Raw genomic sequence first — 18,549 nt, 5'->3', positions numbered from 1 at the left:
GGGTGTGCCGGGCGGGCCGGCCGGCACACCCGCGGTCAGCGGCGCAGCGCCCGGTCCACGAGCTGGGGGGCGGCTCCGGTGTAGTGGGCCGGGTCGCACAGGTCGGCCAGTTCCGCCGGGGTCAGCCGTCCGGACAGCTCCGGGGCGTCGGCGAGGACCTCGGCCAGCGTCCGGCCGGTGCGCACGGCGGTGCCGGCGGCGTCGTCCATGAGCTGTTTGGCGGCGGCCTTGCCGAGGGCCGGCGCCAGGACCGCCGCGATCCGTTCGGAGACGACGAGTCCGCCGGTGAGGCCGAGGTTGCCGCGCATCCGCTCGGGGCTGACCTCGATGTCCCGGGCCAGCTCCGCGGCCGTGTGCGCGGCGCCGCCGACCAGGCGGAGGCATTCGCGCAGCGGCAGCCACTCGGCGTGCCAGGCGCCGGCCGAGCGCTCGTCCTCGGTGACCAGACCCTGGGTCAGCACCGTGGCCAGCGCGGGGACCTGGAGCGCGGCGCTGCGCACCAGGGTGGACAGGACGGGGTTGCGCTTGTGGGGCATCGCGGAGGACCTGCCGCGCCCGGCGCCGCCGGGTTCGCGCACCTCGGCGACCTCGGTGCGGGCCATGCCCTGGACGTCCACGGCGAACTTGCCGAGGGCTCCCGCGGTGAAGGCGAGGGCGGCCGCGAGGTCGGCGAGCGGGGTGCGCAGGGCGTGCCAGGGCAGGTCGGGCCGGGCGAGCCCGGTCTCCTCCGCGTACGCGGTGACGAGCCGGTCGGTGAGTTCGCCGGCGTCCGCGCCGGGGTCCGGTCCGTCGAGCCGCGCGTAGGTGACGTACCCGGCCAGGGTCCCGGCGGCGCCGCCGAGGGCGACGGGCAGTCCGCGCTCGTGGACCCGGGCGAGGCGTGCCTCGGCGTCCCGCACCAGGCCCAGCCACCCGGCGGCCTTGAGGCCGAAGGTGGTGGGCACGGCGTGCAGGGCCAGGGTGCGGCCGGCGACGGGGGTGTCCCGGTGCCGGGCCGCGAGGCGGGCGAGGGCGTCGGCGGTGGCCGCCAGGTCGGCCCGTACGAGGGTGAGGGCCCGGTGGGCGACCAGCATGGCGCCGGTGTCGAAGACGTCCTGGCTGGTGGAGCCGCGGTGCACGTACTCGGCGGCCTTGGGGTCGTCCTCGGCGACCACCCGGGTGAGGTCCCTGACGAGGGCGACGACCGGGTTGGCGTTCTCCCGGGCGTCGAGGGCGATCCGCCGCGCGTCGAGGCGTTCGGCGCGGGCGGCCCGGGTGATGGCGTCGGCGGCCCAGCCGGGCACCGTGCCCAGGCGGGCCTGGGCGCGGGCGAGGGCGGCCTCGGCGTCGAGCATGGCCTGGAGCCAGGCCGTGTCGCCGGTCGCCGCCTCCACCGGGGTGCCGGCGCGGACCGGCGACAGCAGGCCGGTGTCGGCGGGGGCGCGGTCGGCGTCCGGGCCTTCTGCGTCGGCCGCCGGTGTCACACGACCACCCCGGCGAGCGGCATGCCGGCCTCCACCGGGCGTACGGCCGCGGGCACGTCGGCGACGGGCGGCAGGGCCAGCACGGTGCGCGCGATGGCGTCGGAGTCGCCGAGGGTGACCGAGTCCACGCCGGGCCGGATGCCCGCCGCGGTCACCCAGTGGACGGCCTCGGTGGGCACGCCGTAGGCGAAGCGGCGCGGGTGGGCGCGTCCGCGGCTGTCGAGCAGCCGGTAGGGCCGCTCGGTGACCGCGAGGCCGCCCGTCTCGTAGTGGGTGCCGCAGCTGCCGTCGATCCGGAACGGGGTGACCTGGTCGGTGTCGAGCAGGTGGCGCAGCAGCGGGTCCTCGGTGCGGCGCAGGTCGGGTTCGGGCAGCCGGGCCTCGATCAGGACGGTGGCGCGCACCGGTTCGCCCGGCACGGCCTCCGAGTCGGCGACGAACTCCTGGGCGTCGGTGTCGATCAGGACCCGCACCCGCGGCCCGAGCACGGTGAGGACGCCGGCCTCGATCAGCGCCGTCATCTCCTCGATGCGGGAGACCGGCGGGCCGATGGACAGGAAGGCGTTGAGCGGGGTGTACCAGCCTTCGAGGTCGTCGCGGTGCGAGTTGCCCTCCAGGCCGCCGTGGTCGACCGCGAGCCGGATCTCGTTGCGCAGGTCGCGCAGGACGTCGAGGGCGGCCTTGAGGGGGCCGCTGACATTGCCCTGCCGGGCCGCCGCCACGTCCCGGGCGAGGTGGTCGAGGAGCCAGGCCCGGTAGGCGTCCCGGTCGGTGAACTTCCGGTCGCCGTACGGGCGGGAGACGCGTTCCCAGTCCCAGCGGTCGGCCTCGGCGATGCCGTAGCGCGTGAGCAGCGCCGACGGGTCCTCGTCCGGGTCGAGGGCCAGGTAGGCGTCGGTGAACTCCGCCCGGTCGGCGTCGTCGCCGCGCGCGGTGAGCAGCGTCCCGTAGTAGACGCTCTCCACCTCGCGGGCGATCAGCGGCCACAGGTCGGTGCTGAAGTTGACGCGCTCGCCGTCCTCGGCGCGGCGGCGCAGGGAGGCGATCCGCTCGACGGTCAGCAGCCGGGGGAAGTAGCGGCCGGTCGCGCCCTTCTCGTTCTCGCCGCGCGCCTGGTAGGGCACGCCGCGGCGGGAGAAGGCGTACAGGCGGGGCTCCTGCCCGGAGGGGTGGTACGTGAGGCGGTCGCCGGTGCGGGTGAAGGTGCCGCCCCGGCCGGCCGTGAGCAGGGCCATGTGGTCGAAGAAGTTCAGGCCCAGGCCGCGCAGCAGCACGTTCCGGCCGGGTGCGACGCCGCTCAGGTCGAGGTCGGCGGGGTTGGCCGGGGTGATGTAGGTCAGGTGGTGGATGCGGGCCAGGCTCGCGGTGCGGGCCTCGCGGGGGGTGAGCCGGGCGGGCACGTGTCCCTGGGCCATGACGACGGCGTCGAGGTGGTCGAGGCGGACGCCGTTCTCCAGGCGGACGCCCTGCGGGCCGCCGGGCACCCCGTGGGTGTCGGCCATGGCGACGGCGCGGGAGCGGTGCAGCCGCACGGTCACGTGGTCGGGCGCTCCGTTGACGACGCGCTCGAAGCAGTCGTTGAGGTAGTGCCCGTAGAAGGCCCGGGTGGGGTACGAGTCGGGGCCGAGCCGGCGGGCCTCGGCGGTCGTCTCGGGCCCGTACCGCTCGGAGTCGCCGAGCAGGGCGAGTCCCCGGGCCCACTCGTAGAGGCTGGGGCCGGTCTCGACGGGGCCCTCGATGCGCACGCTGTCGTCGGTGAAGACGGTGATCTGCGAGGCGACGGTGTTCATCAGCAGGTGCCGGGACTGCTCGGTGCGCCAGACCGTGCCCGCGCCGGGCGCGGACGGGTCGACGACGTGCAGCACGAGCTCGGCCCGGGAAGGGGACACGCGTTCGTTGGCGACGATCCGTTCCAGGACCGAAAGGCCCCGGGGGCCGGCGCCGATGACCGCGATCTCACGTCGGCGGCTGTTCATGCCGGAGGTTCTCCTCGTCTCGGGGGATCGGGGATCGGGGATCGGGGAACGGGGTTACGCGCCGGGGCCGCGGGTGGTGAGCAGCCGGGCCAGTTCCAGCCGCTTGATCTTGGTGGTGGCGGTCTGCGGCAGGTCCTCCTGGCGCCACTGCACGGGCTCCCCCATCGGGGGCAGTCCGGCCACGGCCGACTGCCAGGCGACCTGGTCCAGCGGCTTGTTGTCACGGGTGCAGATCACGGGGACGGGGGTGCCGTCCGCGCCCGGGATGATGATGACCTCCACGAGCTCCGGGACCCGGGTGAAGAGCTTGTCCTCGATCTCCAGGGTGCTCTGGACGCCGGGGATCTCGTCGACCTCGCGGTCGAGGAGGTGGAGGCAGCCGTACTTGGTGCGGTAGCCGACGTCGCCCATGCGCCACCAGCCGTCGTTGACCTGCTTCTCCCAGCGGTCGTGCTCCCCCAGGTAGGTGACGATCCGGCCGTCGCTGCGGACCTCGATGAAGCCGGGGTTCTCCTTGGACGGCGGGTTGCCGTCGCGGCTGACGACCCGCACACCGGTCATGCCGGGGAACGGCACGCCCACGCAGCGCCCGTTGAAGTCGGCGCCGTCCTTCAGGGAGTACGTGCGGGCGGCGATCGGGCCGACCTCGCTCTGCCCGTACGCCTGGGCGAAGCGGCGGCCCTTGCGGCGGGTCCCCCGGAGCAGCCGGTTGACGGTGCGCGGGTGGATGGCGTCGAAGGTGCTGGAGAAGTACTTGACGTTGGCCAGCGGTCCGCGCGGGTCGTCCGCCAGCACCTCCCAGCGCAGGAAGGTGTTGGGGTGGGCCTCGATGAAGCCGGGGGGCACCTGGGTGAACAGGTCGCCGACGGTCTCCGGGTCGTCGTCGCGCAGCACGATCAGGGGGTGGCCCTGGAGGATCGAGATGGGCATGGCCGTGAACATCCGGGAGTGCACGAACGAGACGTGCACCGCGACCGGCTCGCTGCGGCGCACCGCGCTCGCCACCACGGCGGCCTGCGGCCGGTAGCGGGCCTGGAAGCTGCGGCCGGTGTGGACGGCCAGCTTGGGGGTGCCGGTGGTGCCGGAGGTGTGGGTGATGAGCGTGGGGTGGTCGGGGGGCATGGTGACCGCCGGCACCCGCGGGGCCCCGGCCAGTTCGGCGAACGGGGTGGTCCCGTCGTACTCCCCGGAGGCGAGCAGCACCTTCCGGGAGATGTCGAGGACCTCGGCCGGCAGCGAGGTCTCCAGCTTGACCTGATCGGTGATCAGGAAGGGCCGGCCGACCCGGCGCAGCAGGACCGCGACCGTCTCGCCGTCCAGCATCGGCGACAGCAGCACGGGGATGGCCCCGATCCGCGCGACGGCGCAGGCCAGCAGCGAGATGTCGAAGCCGTCGCTCTTGTGCACGACGACGTGGTCGCCCGGCCGTACCTGGACCGACCACAGCCGGGAGGCGAAGTCGTCGATCACTCCCGCCAGTTCCGTCAGCGTCGCGCGACGGCCCAGCTCGGGCACGATGTCGAGATCGTGATCGAGGATCACGAAGTTCGCCGGGTGCCGGACGGCCGCCCGGTCGAACAGGGTTCCCAGGCGAATGCCCTTGTTTCCTATGCGCTGCAGAAACATGTGCCCGCTCTCTCGTCCATGACTACGGTTTCTCGTGCTGCCGAGCTTTCCGATACGGCCGGTGCACCGGAAGGGGGTCGAGCCCTTTTCTACTTCTCGATGACGACCTTGATCCGGTCGAGCGTGTCGTCGAGGTCCTGGACGAGCTTGGCGGTCCATTCGGTGATGAACTTCTCGCGCTCCGGCTCACTCAGACCGGCGACGATCTTGTGGATTCCGGCGGTCGCCTTCCCCATCCGGAAGTGGTGGGTGAGGACGCTGCCGTCGCCGTCGGCCGCGATGTCGAAGCCCCAGACGCTCTCCTGGTCGTCGCGGGCGTGGGTGAGCATCATCCACTGGAAGGTCACGCCCGGCTCGGCCCGCGTGACCCGGGCCTCGGTGTACCAGGTGCCGCGGATCAGCGGGGCCCAGCCGACCACGTCCTCGGCGCGCAGGTTCTCACCGCGGAAGATCGACCCGACCGCGGACGGCGCGCCCTCGATCCACTCGCCGCCCCGGCACTCGGGGCTCCACTCGGCGCTCCGCGGGAGGTCGCTGATGACCGCGTAGACCTGCTCGGGGGTCGCGGAAATCCACTTCTCGGCACGCAGTTCGAAGAGCGGGGACTTTTCAATGATGGTTTTCGTCATGATTCAGATACTCCCGATTCGGTCGTGTACGGGTCAACCATGATCACGGTTATCCGTCAGGTTTTCGGAATTCCTCGGAAAATCCAATGCGGCGAAAACGAGGAATACGAGAGAACACCCCTCACACCGCGGGTTCGGCAACCCGCAGCACGAGCTTTCCGCGCACCTCGCCCGCTTCGAGCCTGCGGTGCGCCTCGGCGGCGGCGGCGAGCGGCAGCACCTCGGTGGCCCGGGGGCGCAGCAGGCCGTCGGCGAGGAGCCGGCCGATGTGGGCGGCGGCCTCGGCGAGTTCGTCGGGCCTGGCGTGCGAGATGGCGAAGCCGCGCACCGAACGGTCCTGGAGGTAGAGCGCCCCCGCGGGGAGCACGGGGCGGGTGCGCAGCCCGGCCAGGATCACCACCCGGCCGCGCGGGGCGAGGAGCTCGACCGCGGTCTCCAGGTCGTTGCGGGCGGAGGTGTCGATGTGCAGGTCGACCCCGCCGGGGGCGACGTCGCGGATCAGCTTGGGCACATCGGGGTCCCGGTAGTCGATCACGTGCCGGGCGCCGAGCCCACGGCAGTGGTCGGCGTCCGCGGCGGAGGCGACGGCGATCACCCGGGCGCCGGCGTGGGCGGCCATGACGACGGCGGCGCTGCCGACGTTGCCCGCGGCACCGAGGACGAGGACGGTCTCCCCGGCGCGGAGCCCGCCGTGGGTGAAGAGGGCGAGATAGGCGGTGGACGCGGGATGCGAGAGCGCGACGGCGTCCACCGCGTCGACACCGCCGGGCAGCCGGTACAGCCGGTCGGCCGGCACCGCGACCCGCTCGGCGGCGGCGCCCTGGCGGCCGGCGTGCCCCAGGCTGCTGCACCACACCCGGTCGCCCGGCCGGAAGCCCGGAGCGCCGGGCCCGGCCTCGACGACCGTGCCGACGAGGTCCCGTCCGATGACGAAGGGGAACGACACCGGCGTCCGCCAGGCTCCCGAACGCACGAAGGTGTCCACGTGGTTGACGGCGGTCACCTCGACGTCGACGAGCACGTCGCCGGGACCGTGCGAGGGAGGGGGCAGTTCACCGACCCGGACGAGGTCCGGTGAACCGAGCTCTTCGATGAAGGCGGCATGCATGGGGCCGATTCTGGCCGCGGGACGGGGGCTCCTCCCAGAGCCGCCGGGCCCGCCGCGAAGGGTCCGTCACCTCCTCCGCCGGGTCCGTCAAGTCCCCGCCGACGGGGCCCTGATCCGTCATGTCGCCGCCGCCGTTCCCGCCCACGGCTCCCCCCCCTCGTCACTAGCCTCTGCGCCATGACGATCACCCTGCGGGACGTGACGCCCGACGACCCGCGCATGAGCACGGACGTCGAACCCTTGATCCGCGCCCTGCGCCCCGCCCTGTCGGCGGAGGCGTTCACGGCCTTCGCCCGGGAGGCGCACGACCAGGGCCTGGTCTTCACCGTGGCGTACGACGCCGCGGACCACGCCCTGGCGGCGGCCACCCACCGCGTCCTGGCGACGAGCCGCGGCCGGGTCTTCTTCGTCGACGACCTGGTCACCCACCCCGACCGCCGAGGGGGCGGCGTGGGCGCACTGCTCCTGGAGGCACTCAAGGCCCGGGCCCGGGAGGTGGACTGCGCCCGCGTGGAACTGGACTCGGGCACCGCCAACCAAGCGGCGCACCGCTTCTACCACTCCCACCACCTGACGATCTCGGCACTGCACTTCTCGGCGGCCCTGACCTGAGGCGGCCCTGACCTGAGAGGACACGCGCCCCGCCGGCCGCGCCCCCGCAGGGCGTGCCGCCGTGCGCGAACGGCAGATGTCCGGCGGGGCGGGCGGCCTGCCCACCGCCCGCGACGGCGCCCCGCTCCCCCTCCGGGAGTTCGTCGCCCCCGAACCGCCCGTTCCGGCGGATCGCGGGCACCGCCCCCCGGACGCTTCGCGCCCAGACGCGGGACCGTCGCCGCTGTCGTGAACCGGCCGCCGCACGAAGGGCACGAAGGCGTTCGGGGGGCGTCCGCCGTCTACGGGACGGGACGCGTCGCGCCGGGCTCGGACGGCAGCGGGACCGCAGACCCGGGCGGGACGGGCCCGCCGTCCGGACGCGGCGGATCGAGGGGCTCCGGCCGGACCGCCGGACCCGGCCGGTCGAGCGGACCCGGCCGATCGAGCAGGCCCTGCTGACCGAGCAGGGCCGGCAGGTCGAGCGGCCCCAACTGGTCGAGCGGACCCGGCCGGTCCAGCAGCCCCAACTGGTCGAGCGGGTCCGGCCGGTCCAGGAAGTCCGGGGGTCCCGGCTCGGGGCGGAGGACGTCGGTCAGTTCGGTCAGCCGGATGAGTCGCAGGATCCACGGCTGGTCGCAGACGAGCCGCCAGCGCGCACCGCGCCGGCGCACGCACCCGGCGCAGTGGGCGAGGAGCCCCAGGCCCGTGGCGTCGCAGAAGGAGAGGCGCCGGACGTCGACGGTCAGGGCGTCGGACTCCCGGACGAGGGCGTCGAGCTCGGGCCGCAGGTGCCGCACCAGGACGAGGTCGAGTTCGCCCCGGAGGGCGGCGACCGTGGTTCCGTCGGCCGAGTGGACGACGAGGTACGGGTCGTGACGGGGGATCAGCTGCATCGGACGCTCCACAGGGTGGCTCCATGTGTCACGTCGAGCGTGGCCGCCCCCTCGTCGGGAGGGACGTTTCACCTCGACCGCTGTCACCTGAACCGGTGAAGATCCGTCCCTCTGACCCTCGTTCGGGCACGCGCGGCCCGGACGTGCGTCCGGAGACGGCGGGAGGGGCCGGCCGCGCGGCCGGCCCCTCCCGCACGGGACGGCGCCTCAGCCCGCGAACCGGGCCATCCACGCCTCGACCTCGGCCGAGGAGCGCGGCAGACCGGCCGACAGGTTCTCGTGGCCCTCCTCGGTGACGACCAGGTCGTCCTCGATCCGGACGCCGATGCCGCGCCACTCCTCGGGCACGGTCAGGTCGTCCGGCTGGAAGTACAGGCCGGGCTCCACCGTGAGCACCATGCCCGGCTCCAGGACGCCGTCGACGTACCCCTCCGTGCGGGCCTGCGCGCAGTCGTGGACGTCCAGGCCGAGCATGTGGCCGGTGCCCGCCATGGTGAAGCGGCGCTGGAGGCCGAGCTCGTACGCGCGGTCGACGGGGCCCTCGATGAAGCCCCACTCGACGAGCCGCGCCGCCAGGTGGCGCTGGGACGCCTCGTGGAAGTCGCGGTACGGGGCACCCGGCTTCACCGCCGCCATGCCCGCCTCCTGGGCCTCGTACACCGCGTCGTACACCTGGCGCTGGACCGGGGTGAAGGTGCCGCTGATGGGGAGCGTGCGGGTGACGTCGGCGGTGTAGAGGGAGTGGGTCTCCACGCCGGCGTCGAGGAGGAGCAGCTCTCCGGGGCGCACCGGGCCGTCGTTGTCCGTCCAGTGCATGATCGTGGCGTGGTCGCCGGCGGCGCAGATCGAGCCGTAGCCGACGTGGTTGCCCTCCAGCCGGGCGCGGCGGAAGAAGGTGCCCTCGATCCACCGCTCGGACGAGGCGATCGCCCGGGAGAGTTCGGCGACGCAGTCGGTGAAGCCGCGCACGGTGGAGTCCACCGCCTTGCGCATCTCGCCGATCTCCCACTCGTCCTTGACGAGGCGGAGGTCGCCGAGCGCGCCCTCCAGCTCCAGGTCGCGCTCCTCGTCGGTGGTGACGGCGGCTTCGAGGGCGGGGTCGATGCCGCGGACGATCCGGGTCGGGACGCCGGAGCCGGCGGCCAGGTCCTCGGTGAGGGTGCGGACGTCGCGGCAGGGCAGCCCGAGGACGGTCGCGGACTCGGCGAGGGAGCGGCGGCGGCCCATCCACAGCTCGGCCGTGTAGCCGATCCAGAACTCGTCGTCGTCCCGGCTGTCGCGGGGCAGCTGGTAGCAGGAGGCGTCGTGGCCGCCGTCGGCGCGGGGCTCCAGGACGAGCGCGCCGTCCCGGGCCTGGTCGCCGGTCATGTGCACGTAGCCGGAGTACGGGCGGAACGGGTAGGTGTCGTCGTTGGAGCGGTACTTGAGGTTCCCCGAGGGGACGATCAGGCGCTCGCCGGGAAAGAGGGCGGAGAGCGCGGCGCGGCGGCGGGCCGCGTACGGCGCCTGCCCGGCCGGTTCGAGATCGTGCCGCTCGGTGTCCGCCCACCCCGTCCTCATCAGAGCGGAGAGCTCCTCGGAGACGCCGTTGTAGAGGCCGTTCTTGCGACCCTTCGCCACGTCCTGCACCTTCTTCCGCGTACATTCTCGGCCGCCGCTCGTCGACGGCCCCCGGACGGTACTCCGTCCCGGGCACGCCGGGTGCCCGGATCGGCCAGTGGCACGGATCGGCCACACCCGGGCGGCGGGGGCGGCCGGGGCGGGTCGATAATGCGGTCCATGGCGAACGCGAAGCTCGGTGAGGCACTCCGGCTGCTCGGGATCGGCGCCGAGGCCCGCCGGGTCTACGTCCGGCTCCTGGACCTCGGTCCCGCGCCCCTGGGCGCCATCGGTTCCGCGGCCGGTCTCGACGGTGCGGAGCTGTCCGCGGCGTACGGGGAACTGGTCGACGCGGGCCTGGCGAGTCCCGCCGGGCAGGACCCGGACCCGGTGGCTCCGGTGCCGCCCGCGGCGGGCCTGGAGATCCTGGGACGGCACCGGGCGGCCGAGCTCGACGAGTCGCGGATCACCGTCGGCGGGGCCTTCGAGTCCTTCCGGCGGCAGCGGCTCGCCGCGTACCACGACGATCTCGTCGAGGTGGTGACGGGGGACGCGGTGGGCCCCCGCATGCGGCACGCCTGGGCCAGCGCGCGCGAGGAGATCCGGCAGCTGGACTCTCCCCCGTACTTCCCGCTGCCGAGCGCCACCGACGACGCCCTCGCGACCCTGGCGCGCGGGGTGACCCAGCGGGTCGTCTACTCGCAGGCGTCGCTGGAGCACCCGGGGCAGCTGGAGGAGTCGATCGAGCCGTGCGTGGAGGCGGGCGAGCAGGCGCGGGTGCTGCCGTCGGTGCCGGTGAAGCTGGTGATCATCGACGAGGCGTACGCCATGGTCTCGCTCTCCATCAAGGAGGCCGACGTGCACAACAGCATGCTGGTGGTGCAGCCGTGCGGCCTGCTGTCGGCGCTCGTGGCGCTGTTCGAGCAGGCCTGGCAGAGCGCGCTGCCGCTGCACGGCCGTTCCGTCCGGCCGGCCGGGCTGCTGCCGGCCGACCGACGGCTGCTGCGGCTGCTCGCGGGCGGCGCGAGCGACGAGGTCGTCGCCCGGGAGATCGGGGTCAGCCGCCGCACGCTCTTCCGCCGGATCCAGGTCCTCATGGCCCGGTTGGGCGCCACGAGCCGCTTCCAGATGGCGCTGCAGGCGCAGCGCCAGGGATGGCTGTGACGGGCGGGTCAGGTCAGGTGCCGCCGGAGGAAGGTGTGCACGAGGGCGCTGTTGTGGGCGGCCTGTTCGTTGTCCCCGGCGCCCGCGTGGCCGCCGCCGGTGTTCTCGTGGAACAGCACGGGGTGGCCGAGTTCCCGCAGCCGCGCCGCCGTCTTGCGCGCGTGGCCGGGGTGGACGCGGTCGTCGCGGGTGGAGGTCATCAGGAGCACCGGCGGATAGGCCCGGTCGGCGGCGATCCGGTGGTACGGGGAGAGCTCGCGCAGGTGGGCGAGGTCGGCCGGATCGTCGGGGTCGCCGTACTCGGCGATCCAGGACGCGCCCGCGAGGAGCTTGTGGAAGCGGGTCATGTCGAGCAGCGGGACCTGCGCGACGATCGCTCCGAAGAGCTCCGGGTACCGGGTGAGCATCGCGCCCATGAGCAGGCCGCCGTTGCTGCCGCCCGAGGCGGCGAGCCGGTCCGGTGTGGTGACGCCCCGCGCGACGAGGTCCTCGGCGACGGCCGCGAAGTCCTCGAAGGCCCGCGGCCGGTGGGCGCCCAGCGCGGCCTGGTGCCAGTCGGGGCCGTACTCGCCGCCGCCCCGGATGTTCGCGATGACGTACGTGCCGCCGCCCTCCAGCCACGCCCGGCCGGTGACGGCGCCGTAGAAGGGGGTGAGGGAGACCTCGAAACCTCCGTAGCCGTAGAGCAGGGTGGGGCCGGGCCCGGTGACGGCGTGGTCGGGGCCGATGACGAAGTAGGGCACGCGGGTGCCGTCGGGGGACGTCGCGAAGTGCTGCTCCACCGTGAGACCGGCGGTGTCGAAGCGGTCCGGGGCCTGCTTGAGGACCTCCGTGTCGGCACCGATGTGCCCGCGGTGGAGGCTGGAGGGCTGGAGGAAGCCGGAGACGTCGAGGAAGTACTCGTCGGAGACGTCCGGGTCCGTGTCCACGACGCCGACGGCGGACAGCGGCGGGACGCCGACGAGCGGGGTGCGCGTCCAGCCGGCGCCGTCGCGGCCCGGGGTGAGGACCTCGATGTGGGCGCTGACGTCCCGCATCGTCTCCAGGATCAGGTGGTGCCGGGTCCAGCAGTGTCCGGCGAGGGCCGTCCGCGCGTCCGGGGTGAAGAGCACCTCGGGGGTGCGGTCGCCCGCGAGGAAGGCGTCGAAGCCGAAGGCGAGGAGGGAGCCGCTGGGCTGCCCCAGCCAGTCGGACTTCAGGGTGACGAGCAGGTGCCCGCGGTGCGCGTCGACGTCCGCGTCCTCGGGGACGTCGACGCGCACGGGCGTGCCGTCGGGCTCCAGGAGGTACGTCTCGCTGCGGAAGAAGTCCAGTGAGCGGCCGACGAAGTCCCGCTCGTGGCCGGGCGTGTCGTCGTGGTACCCCCAGGCCGACACGTCGGTGTCCTCGGCCTCGTAGACGAGCTCGGACTCCTCGATCGGCGTGCCGCGCCGCCACCGCCGGACGGTGCGCGGGTAGCCGGAGTCGGTGAGCGAGCCCGGTCCGGTGTCCGTACCGACGAAGACGGTGTCGGCGTCGATCCAGTCGATCCGCGTCTTCGCCTCCGGCACCGCGAAGCCGTCCGCGACGAACTCCCGTGTCCCCAGGTCGTATTCGCGGACCACGACGGCGTCGCCGCCGTCCCGGGAGAGCCGCACCAGCGCCCGGTCGTACGCGGGACGCCGCACCTGCGCCCCGTCCCACACCCACTTCTCGCCCTCCGCGGCGGCGAGCGCGTCGACGTCGAGGAGGACCTCCCACGCGGGTTCGTCCTTGCGGTACTGCTCCAGGGTCGTGCGCCGCCACACCCCGCGCACGTGCCGGGCGTCGCGCCAGAAGTTGTAGAGGTGTGCGCCGCGCCGCACGGTGTACGGGATGCGGTCCGAGGCGTCGAGCACCTCCCTCAGGCGCGCCTTCAGCGGGGCGAACCCGGCGTCGGCGACCAGCACGTCCGCCGTCTCGGCGTTCCGCTCGGCCACCCATGCGAGGGCGGCCTCACCGGAGATGTCTTCCAGCCACAGGTACGGGTCGTCATCGCTCATCCCCGTATTGTGCAGGCCCGGTCGCGTCGGGGTTCGGCCCGCCCCACCGGGAGAGCCGGAGCACCGCGGTGGCGAGGGCACCGGCCGACGGGCCCCGGGTCAGGGCGGCCGGGACGCCGTCGCCGAGGGCGGCGGAGGAGTACGGGAGGCCTTGCCGGGGTCCCGCCCGGACCACCCGCTCCGGAGGAGCCGGCCGGGGAGGCCGTGCGTCCAGGGTCCGAGACGCCGTTGACCCGGGGCGTGACGGCCGCTACGTTCGCGCCATGTTGCGTACAGCCCTGCTCACCACGCGCGGTCACATCGACCTGCTGCGGGTGGCCTCCGCCGCGTGTCGCCGCGGTCGCTGACGCCCCTTCACGCTCCTCACATCCCTGACGCCCTGATCGCCGTGCGCGCGTGCCCGCTCCGCGCCCACGGCCGCTGAGGCGTACCTTCACCTCCCTCTCCCCCGGAGTCCGTCATGACGGTCGACCACGCCCCTCCCGCCTCTTCGCCCGACATATCGCCTTTGCCGGATGTCGAGCCCCTGACTCCCGCACGGCGGCCCGGTCGCGGCCCGGCCGTTCCTCGCTGGCTGCGCCGGACCGCGGGCCCGGTGCTGCTGCTCCTCCTCTGGCAGTCGTGCAGTGCGGCGGGGGTGCTGCCGCCGGACGTACTGGCCTCGCCGGGGACCATCGCCCGGGCCGCCGGCGAGCTGGTCGGCGACGGGACGCTGCCGACCGCGATGGGCGTCTCGTTGCGCCGGGTCGCCGTGGGACTGCTGCTCGGCGGGGTGGTGGGGATCGCGCTCGCCCTGGCGTCCGGGCTCTCGCGGCTCGGGGAGGACCTGGTCGACGCTCCCGTGCAGATGCTGCGGACGGTGCCGTGGGTCGGGCTCATCCCGCTGTTCATCATCTGGCTGGGCATCGGGGAGGCGCCCAAGGTGGCGCTGATCGCCCTCGGTGTCGCCTTCCACCTCTATCTGAACGTGTACGCCGGGATCCGGGGCGTCGACGCCCGGCTCGTCGAGGCGGGCGAGTCCCTGGGGCTCGGGCGATGGGGCCTGGTCCGGCACGTCGTCCTGCCGGGCGCGCTGCCCGGCGCCATGACGGGATTGCGCTACTCCCTGGCCACGGCCTGGCTCGCGCTGGTCTTCGGCGAGTCCATCAACGCCGACGCCGGGATCGGCTTCCTCATGAACCAGGCGCGGGAGTTCTTCCGCACGGACGTGATCGTCGTCTGCCTGGTCGTCTACGCCTTCCTCGGCCTGCTCGCCGACGCCCTCGTCCGTACTCTCGAAAGGCTGCTGCTGCAATGGCGACCGACCTTCACGGGGCAGTGACCGTCCAGGACCTCACCCGCTCCTTCGACGGGCGCCCCGTCGTCGACGGGCTCGATCTGACCCTGCGCGCGGGCCAGTTCACCGCGCTGCTCGGACACAGCGGCTGCGGCAAGTCGACCCTCCTGCGGGTCCTCGCGGGCCTCGACCGGGAGATCTCCGGCACGGTCCTCGTGCCGCGCCGCCGCGCGGTCGCCTTCCAGGCGCCGCGCCTGATGCCCTGGAAGAAGGTCTGGCGGAACGTGCTGCTCGGACTGCCGGGTGCGCCCGACCGGGCGGTGGCGGAGAAGGCGCTCGCGGAGGTGGGGCTCGCCCACCGCTCGGGGGCCTGGCCGAAGACCCTGTCGGGCGGCGAGGCCCAACGCGCCTCGCTCGCGAGGGCGTTGGTACGGAACCCGGATCTGCTGCTGCTCGACGAGCCGTTCGGCGCGCTCGACGCGCTGACGCGGCTCAAGGCCCAGCGACTCGTGGCCGAGCTGTGGCAGCGGCGCGGCTGCACGGTCCTGCTCGTCACGCACGACGTCGACGAGGCACTGCTGCTCGCGGACCGCGCGCTGGTGATGCGGGACGGCGTGATCGCGTACGACACCGCCGTCGACCTCGACCGCCCCCGCTCCCCCGGAGACCCCGCGCTCGCCGCGCTCCGCACCCGGCTGCTCGCCGAACTCGGCGTCGAAGAGGGTCTGTTCGCGGGAAACGCGACGGCCTGACCGATGCACCCCCACCACTCCCCGAGGAGACATCCGTGAAGTCCTTCCGTCCGTCCGCCGCGGCGCTGCTCGTGCCGCTCGCCCTGCTCGTCTCCGCCTGCTCCGGCGCCTCCGCCGCCGGCGACGTCTCGAACTCCGACGGCAAGGGCTCCCTGGTCCTGAACGTCGGTGACCAGAAGGGCGGTTCCGAGGCCCTGCTGCGCGCCGCCGGTGAGCTCGACGGCCTCCCGTACCGGGTGAGGTGGTCGACGTTCACCTCCGGTCCACCGCTCCTCGAAGCGGTGAACGCCAGAGCCGTCGACGTCGGCTCCGTCGGCAACACCCCGCCCGTCTTCGCCGCCGGTGCCGGGTCGAGGATCACCGTGGTCGCCGCGACGCACGGCGACTCCGCGGGCGAGACGATCCTCGTCCCGAAGGACTCGCCGCTGCGCACCGCCCGGGACCTGAAGGGGAAGCGGATCGCCGTCGCCCAGGGGAGCTCCGCCCACTTCCAGCTGATCGCCTCGCTCCGGCGGGCCGGGCTCGGCCTGGACGACGTCCGGGTCAGCCTGTTGCAGCCGGCCGACGCCCTGGCCGCGTTCAACGGCGGCAAGGTCGACGCCTGGGCGGTCTGGGACCCGTACACCTCCCAGGTCCTGCTGAGCGGCAAGGGCCGGGTGCTGGCCGACGGGCGGGGCGTCGTCAACGGCCTCGGCTTCCAGGTCGCCGCCCCCTCGGCGCTGGCCGACGAGGAGAAGGCGAAGGCGATCGGCGACTTCGTCGAGCGGCTGCGCCGCGCCCAGGGCTGGGTGTTCGAGCACCCCGAGGAGTGGGCGAAGGTCTGGTCGAAGGAGACCGGGCTGCCGTACGAGGTGGCGCTGGCCGCCGTGAAGCGCAGCAACGGGACCCGGATCCCCGTCGCCCTCGACGACGCGGCGATCGCCTCCGAGCAGCGGATCGCCGACACCTTCGTCGCGCTGAAGCTCGTCCCCCGCGCGTTCCGCTTCGCCGACTACGTCGACACCCGCTTCAACAAGGACCTGCCGCCGTCCACCACCCCGGCGCGCAGCTACGGAAAGGCCTCACGATGACCGTCCACCTGCACTGGTTCCTGCCGACCGGCGGCGACGGCCGGACCCTCGTCGACCGGCACGCCTACACGGACGGCGGGATCACCCGGGACCGGGCCGTGTCCGGGGTGCGCGCGCCCGACATCGACTATCTCGTCCAGATCGCCAAGGCCGCCGAGCGGCTGGGCTTCGAGGCGGTGCTGACCCCGACCGGCACGTGGTGCGAGGACGCCTGGCTGACGACGGTCGCGCTGGCCCAGCACACCGAGCGGCTGAAGTTCCTGGTGGCGTTCCGGCCGGGGGTGATCTCGCCGGTGCTGGCGGCCCAGATGGCGGCCACGTACCAGCGGATCACCCGGGGCCGGCTGCTGCTCAACGTCGTGACGGGCGGCGACTCGGCGGAGCAGCGCCGTTTCGGCGACCACCTCGACCACGACCGGCGGTACGCGCGCACGGCCGAGTTCCTCTCGGTGGTGCGGGGCGTGTGGGGCGGGCGGCCGTTCGACTTCGACGGCGAGCACTTCCGGATCGAGGGCGGGCTCACCGCGCTGCCGCCGGACCCGCTGCCCGAGATCTTCTTCGGCGGCTCGTCCGCTGCGGCCGGTCCGGTCGCCGCGGAGCACGCGGACGTGTACCTGACGTGGGGCGAGCCCCCGTGGCAGGTGAAGGAGAAGATCGACTGGATCCGGCGGCTCGCGGAGGAGCGGGGCCGGGAGGTCCGGTTCGGGATCCGGCTGCACACGATCTCGCGGGATTCGGCGCGCGAGGCCTGGGCGACGGCCGACCGACTGCTCTCGGACCTCGACGCGGAGACCGTGGCCGCGGCGCAGGAGCTGCTCGGCCGGAGCGAGTCGGTCGGCCAGCAGCGGATGCTGGCGCTGCACGGCGGCGGTTCGCTCGACCGCGATCGGCTGGAGATCTCGCCGAACCTGTGGGCGGGCGTCGGTCTGGTACGGGGCGGGGCGGGGACCGCGCTGGTCGGCAGCCACGCCGATGTGGCGGACCGGATCGAGGAGTACCACGCCCTGGGGGTGGAGCACTTCGTGCTGTCCGGCTATCCGCACCTGGAGGAGGCGTACTGGTTCGGCGAGGGCGTGACGCCCGAGCTGGCGGCGCGCGGGCTGCTGCCGTCGGCGCCCGCCTCCCCGCTGCTCGGGGTCCCGGCGGCGAACGGGCGGCCGGCCTCGGCCCCGGGCGGCGCGCCGCTGCTCGTGCCCGGCGGGCGGTAGACGGGACCCCGGGTCGGGGGCGCGGCGGGGGCGGGAAGAACCCCGCCCCCGCCCCGGTTGGTGGAAGCGTGAACGATTTCGGGCTCGAAGAGGTCAGGACGGTGGACGTCGTCGTCGTCGGCGCCGGACAGGCGGGGCTCTCCGCCGCCTTCCACCTGCGGCGCACCGGCCTGGAGCCGGACCGGGACTTCGTCGTCCTGGACCACGCGCCCGACCCGGGCGGTGCCTGGCAGTTCCGGTGGCCCTCCCTCACCTACGGCAAGGTGCACGGGATGCACGCGCTGCCCGGCATGGAGCTGACCGGGGCCGATCCCTCCCGCCCCTCCTCGGAGGTGATCGGCGCGTACTTCGACACGTACGAGCGGACGTTCGACCTGCGGGTCCACCGGCCCGTCGACGTCACGGCCGTCCGGGAGGGCGAGGACGGCCGGCTCCGGGTCGAGACCTCGGAGGGCGCGTACGCGACCCGGGCCCTGATCAACGCGACGGGCACCTGGGACCGTCCGTTCTGGCCGCGCTACCCCGGGCAGGAGACGTTCCGGGGCCGTCAGCTGCACACCGCCGACTACCCGGGTCCCGGGGAGTTCGCCGGGAAGCGGGTGCTCGTCGTGGGCGGCGGGGCCTCCGGCACCCAGCACCTCATGGAGATCGCGGACGTCGCCGCCGAGACGTTCTGGACGACCCGGCGCGAGCCCGTCTACCGCGAGGGCCCCTTCGGCGAGGCGGAGGGCCGCGCGGCCGTCGCGCTGGTCGAGGACCGGGTACGGCGCGGACTGCCGCCGCAGAGCGTCGTCTCGGTCACCGGGCTTCCGCTCAACGACGCGATCCGCGACGCACGCGCGCGCGGGATCCTGGACCGGCTGCCGATGTTCGACCGGATCACCCCGACCGGGGTGGCCTGGGACGACGGCCGGACCGTCGACGTGGACGTCATCCTGTGGGCGACCGGTTTCCGGGCGGCGATCGACCATCTGGCGCCGCTGCGGCTGCGCGAGCCGGGCGGCGGCATCCAGGTGGAGGGCACGCGCGCGGTCCGTGACGAACGCGTCCACCTCGTCGGCTACGGCCCCTCGGCCTCGACGATCGGTGCCAACCGGGCCGGCCGCGCGGCCGCCTCCGACGTCCGTCGCCTCCTCGGCCGCGACCGGGTCGCCGCGCCGACCGTCTGAA

At 74.0% G+C, this 18,549-nt stretch carries 15 protein-coding genes; 7 read left to right on the top strand and 8 right to left on the bottom strand.

Translation table 11 applies throughout. From position 1 onward, the window contains the following. Positions 1-35: 35 nt before the first annotated feature. From ACZ66Z_RS18240 to ACZ66Z_RS18220, 5 genes are all read right to left on the bottom strand, one after another. Positions 36-1,463: a nitrosuccinate lyase gene (locus tag ACZ66Z_RS18240; RefSeq protein WP_469935054.1), complete on the bottom strand. Its 1,428-nt coding sequence runs from the start codon at positions 1,461-1,463 to the stop codon at positions 36-38. Further along, positions 1,460-3,439: an FAD/NAD(P)-binding protein gene (locus ACZ66Z_RS18235; RefSeq protein ID WP_469935052.1), complete on the bottom strand. Its 1,980-nt coding sequence runs from the start codon at positions 3,437-3,439 to the stop codon at positions 1,460-1,462. Before ACZ66Z_RS18235 ends, ACZ66Z_RS18240 begins: the two co-directional genes overlap by 4 nt. A gap of 54 nt (positions 3,440-3,493) precedes the next feature. Continuing rightward, the gene (locus ACZ66Z_RS18230) at positions 3,494-5,065 is read right to left on the bottom strand and encodes a class I adenylate-forming enzyme family protein (protein ID WP_469935050.1); all 1,572 of its coding nucleotides are present in this window, start codon (positions 5,063-5,065) and stop codon (positions 3,494-3,496) included. An 89-nt stretch (positions 5,066-5,154) separates the two neighbouring features. Then, complete coding sequence (locus tag ACZ66Z_RS18225) at positions 5,155-5,694, bottom strand: SRPBCC family protein (protein WP_469935048.1); 540 nt, start codon at positions 5,692-5,694, stop codon at positions 5,155-5,157. Positions 5,695-5,815: 121 nt separating this feature from the next. Further along, positions 5,816-6,802 carry an NADPH:quinone reductase gene (locus tag ACZ66Z_RS18220; RefSeq protein ID WP_469935046.1) on the bottom strand — a complete coding sequence of 329 codons (987 nt, stop codon included), beginning with the start codon at positions 6,800-6,802 and terminating at the stop codon, positions 5,816-5,818. A 177-nt stretch (positions 6,803-6,979) separates the two neighbouring features. On the opposite strand from ACZ66Z_RS18220, the gene ACZ66Z_RS18215 reads away from it, so the two are divergent. Continuing rightward, positions 6,980-7,414 carry a GNAT family N-acetyltransferase gene (locus ACZ66Z_RS18215; RefSeq protein WP_469935044.1) on the top strand — a complete coding sequence of 145 codons (435 nt, stop codon included), beginning with the start codon at positions 6,980-6,982 and terminating at the stop codon, positions 7,412-7,414. A 281-nt stretch (positions 7,415-7,695) separates the two neighbouring features. On the opposite strand, the gene ACZ66Z_RS18210 is transcribed toward ACZ66Z_RS18215, so the two are convergent. Together ACZ66Z_RS18210 and ACZ66Z_RS18205 are read right to left on the bottom strand one after the other, a co-directional pair. After that, complete coding sequence (locus tag ACZ66Z_RS18210; RefSeq protein ID WP_469935042.1) at positions 7,696-8,289, bottom strand: STAS domain-containing protein; 594 nt, start codon at positions 8,287-8,289, stop codon at positions 7,696-7,698. 207 nt (positions 8,290-8,496) lie between these two features. Continuing rightward, the gene (locus ACZ66Z_RS18205) at positions 8,497-9,909 is read right to left on the bottom strand and encodes an aminopeptidase P family protein (protein ID WP_469935040.1); all 1,413 of its coding nucleotides are present in this window, start codon (positions 9,907-9,909) and stop codon (positions 8,497-8,499) included. Positions 9,910-10,068: 159 nt separating this feature from the next. Between ACZ66Z_RS18205 and ACZ66Z_RS18200 the strand changes: the two genes are divergently transcribed. Next, on the top strand, positions 10,069-11,052 hold the full coding sequence (locus ACZ66Z_RS18200; RefSeq protein WP_469935038.1) for a LuxR family transcriptional regulator: 984 nt from the start codon (positions 10,069-10,071) through the stop codon (positions 11,050-11,052). 8 nt (positions 11,053-11,060) lie between these two features. Here the strand turns inward: ACZ66Z_RS18200 and ACZ66Z_RS18195 are convergent, their stop codons facing one another. After that, the gene (locus tag ACZ66Z_RS18195) at positions 11,061-13,073 is read right to left on the bottom strand and encodes a prolyl oligopeptidase family serine peptidase (protein WP_469935036.1); all 2,013 of its coding nucleotides are present in this window, start codon (positions 13,071-13,073) and stop codon (positions 11,061-11,063) included. 460 nt (positions 13,074-13,533) lie between these two features. Between ACZ66Z_RS18195 and ACZ66Z_RS18190 the strand changes: the two genes are divergently transcribed. The 5 genes from ACZ66Z_RS18190 (at position 13,534) to ACZ66Z_RS18170 (ending at position 18,548) form a co-directional block, all read left to right on the top strand. Beyond that, entirely contained in the window at positions 13,534-14,394 is an 861-nt protein-coding gene (locus tag ACZ66Z_RS18190; protein WP_469935034.1) for an ABC transporter permease, read from the top strand. Continuing rightward, positions 14,367-15,101: an ABC transporter ATP-binding protein gene (locus tag ACZ66Z_RS18185; RefSeq protein WP_469935032.1), complete on the top strand. Its 735-nt coding sequence runs from the start codon at positions 14,367-14,369 to the stop codon at positions 15,099-15,101. Before ACZ66Z_RS18190 ends, ACZ66Z_RS18185 begins: the two co-directional genes overlap by 28 nt. Positions 15,102-15,136: 35 nt before the next feature. Further along, positions 15,137-16,171 carry an ABC transporter substrate-binding protein gene (locus ACZ66Z_RS18180; protein WP_469935030.1) on the top strand — a complete coding sequence of 345 codons (1,035 nt, stop codon included), beginning with the start codon at positions 15,137-15,139 and terminating at the stop codon, positions 16,169-16,171. After that, complete coding sequence (locus tag ACZ66Z_RS18175) at positions 16,168-17,379, top strand: LLM class flavin-dependent oxidoreductase (RefSeq protein ID WP_469935028.1); 1,212 nt, start codon at positions 16,168-16,170, stop codon at positions 17,377-17,379. Before ACZ66Z_RS18180 ends, ACZ66Z_RS18175 begins: the two co-directional genes overlap by 4 nt. 68 nt (positions 17,380-17,447) lie before the next feature. Beyond that, positions 17,448-18,548, top strand: coding sequence for an NAD(P)-binding domain-containing protein (locus ACZ66Z_RS18170; protein WP_469935026.1), 1,101 nt, complete (start codon positions 17,448-17,450; stop codon positions 18,546-18,548). Position 18,549 lies beyond the last annotated feature (1 nt).

The organism is Streptomyces sp. NPDC107498 (assembly GCF_055582805.1).
The sequence above is the reverse complement of the archived record's forward strand: the minus strand, read 5'-3'. Positions and strand labels throughout refer to the sequence as shown.

Bases quoted from the DNA above. Each gene is read 5' to 3' on its own strand.
- ACZ66Z_RS18235 (WP_469935052.1), bottom strand. From the start codon at position 3,439: ATGAACAGCCGCCGACGTGAGATCGCGGTCATCGGCGCCGGCCCCCGG.
- ACZ66Z_RS18230 (WP_469935050.1), bottom strand. From the start codon at position 5,065: ATGTTTCTGCAGCGCATAGGAAACAAGGGCATTCGCCTGGGAACCCTG.
- ACZ66Z_RS18225 (WP_469935048.1), bottom strand. From the start codon at position 5,694: ATGACGAAAACCATCATTGAAAAGTCCCCGCTCTTCGAACTGCGTGCC.
- ACZ66Z_RS18220 (WP_469935046.1), bottom strand. From the start codon at position 6,802: ATGCATGCCGCCTTCATCGAAGAGCTCGGTTCACCGGACCTCGTCCGG.
- ACZ66Z_RS18215 (WP_469935044.1), top strand. From the start codon at position 6,980: ATGACGATCACCCTGCGGGACGTGACGCCCGACGACCCGCGCATGAGC.
- ACZ66Z_RS18210 (WP_469935042.1), bottom strand. From the start codon at position 8,289: ATGCAGCTGATCCCCCGTCACGACCCGTACCTCGTCGTCCACTCGGCC.
- ACZ66Z_RS18200 (WP_469935038.1), top strand. From the start codon at position 10,069: ATGGCGAACGCGAAGCTCGGTGAGGCACTCCGGCTGCTCGGGATCGGC.
- ACZ66Z_RS18195 (WP_469935036.1), bottom strand. From the start codon at position 13,073: ATGAGCGATGACGACCCGTACCTGTGGCTGGAAGACATCTCCGGTGAG.
- ACZ66Z_RS18190 (WP_469935034.1), top strand. From the start codon at position 13,534: ATGACGGTCGACCACGCCCCTCCCGCCTCTTCGCCCGACATATCGCCT.
- ACZ66Z_RS18185 (WP_469935032.1), top strand. From the start codon at position 14,367: ATGGCGACCGACCTTCACGGGGCAGTGACCGTCCAGGACCTCACCCGC.
- ACZ66Z_RS18175 (WP_469935028.1), top strand. From the start codon at position 16,168: ATGACCGTCCACCTGCACTGGTTCCTGCCGACCGGCGGCGACGGCCGG.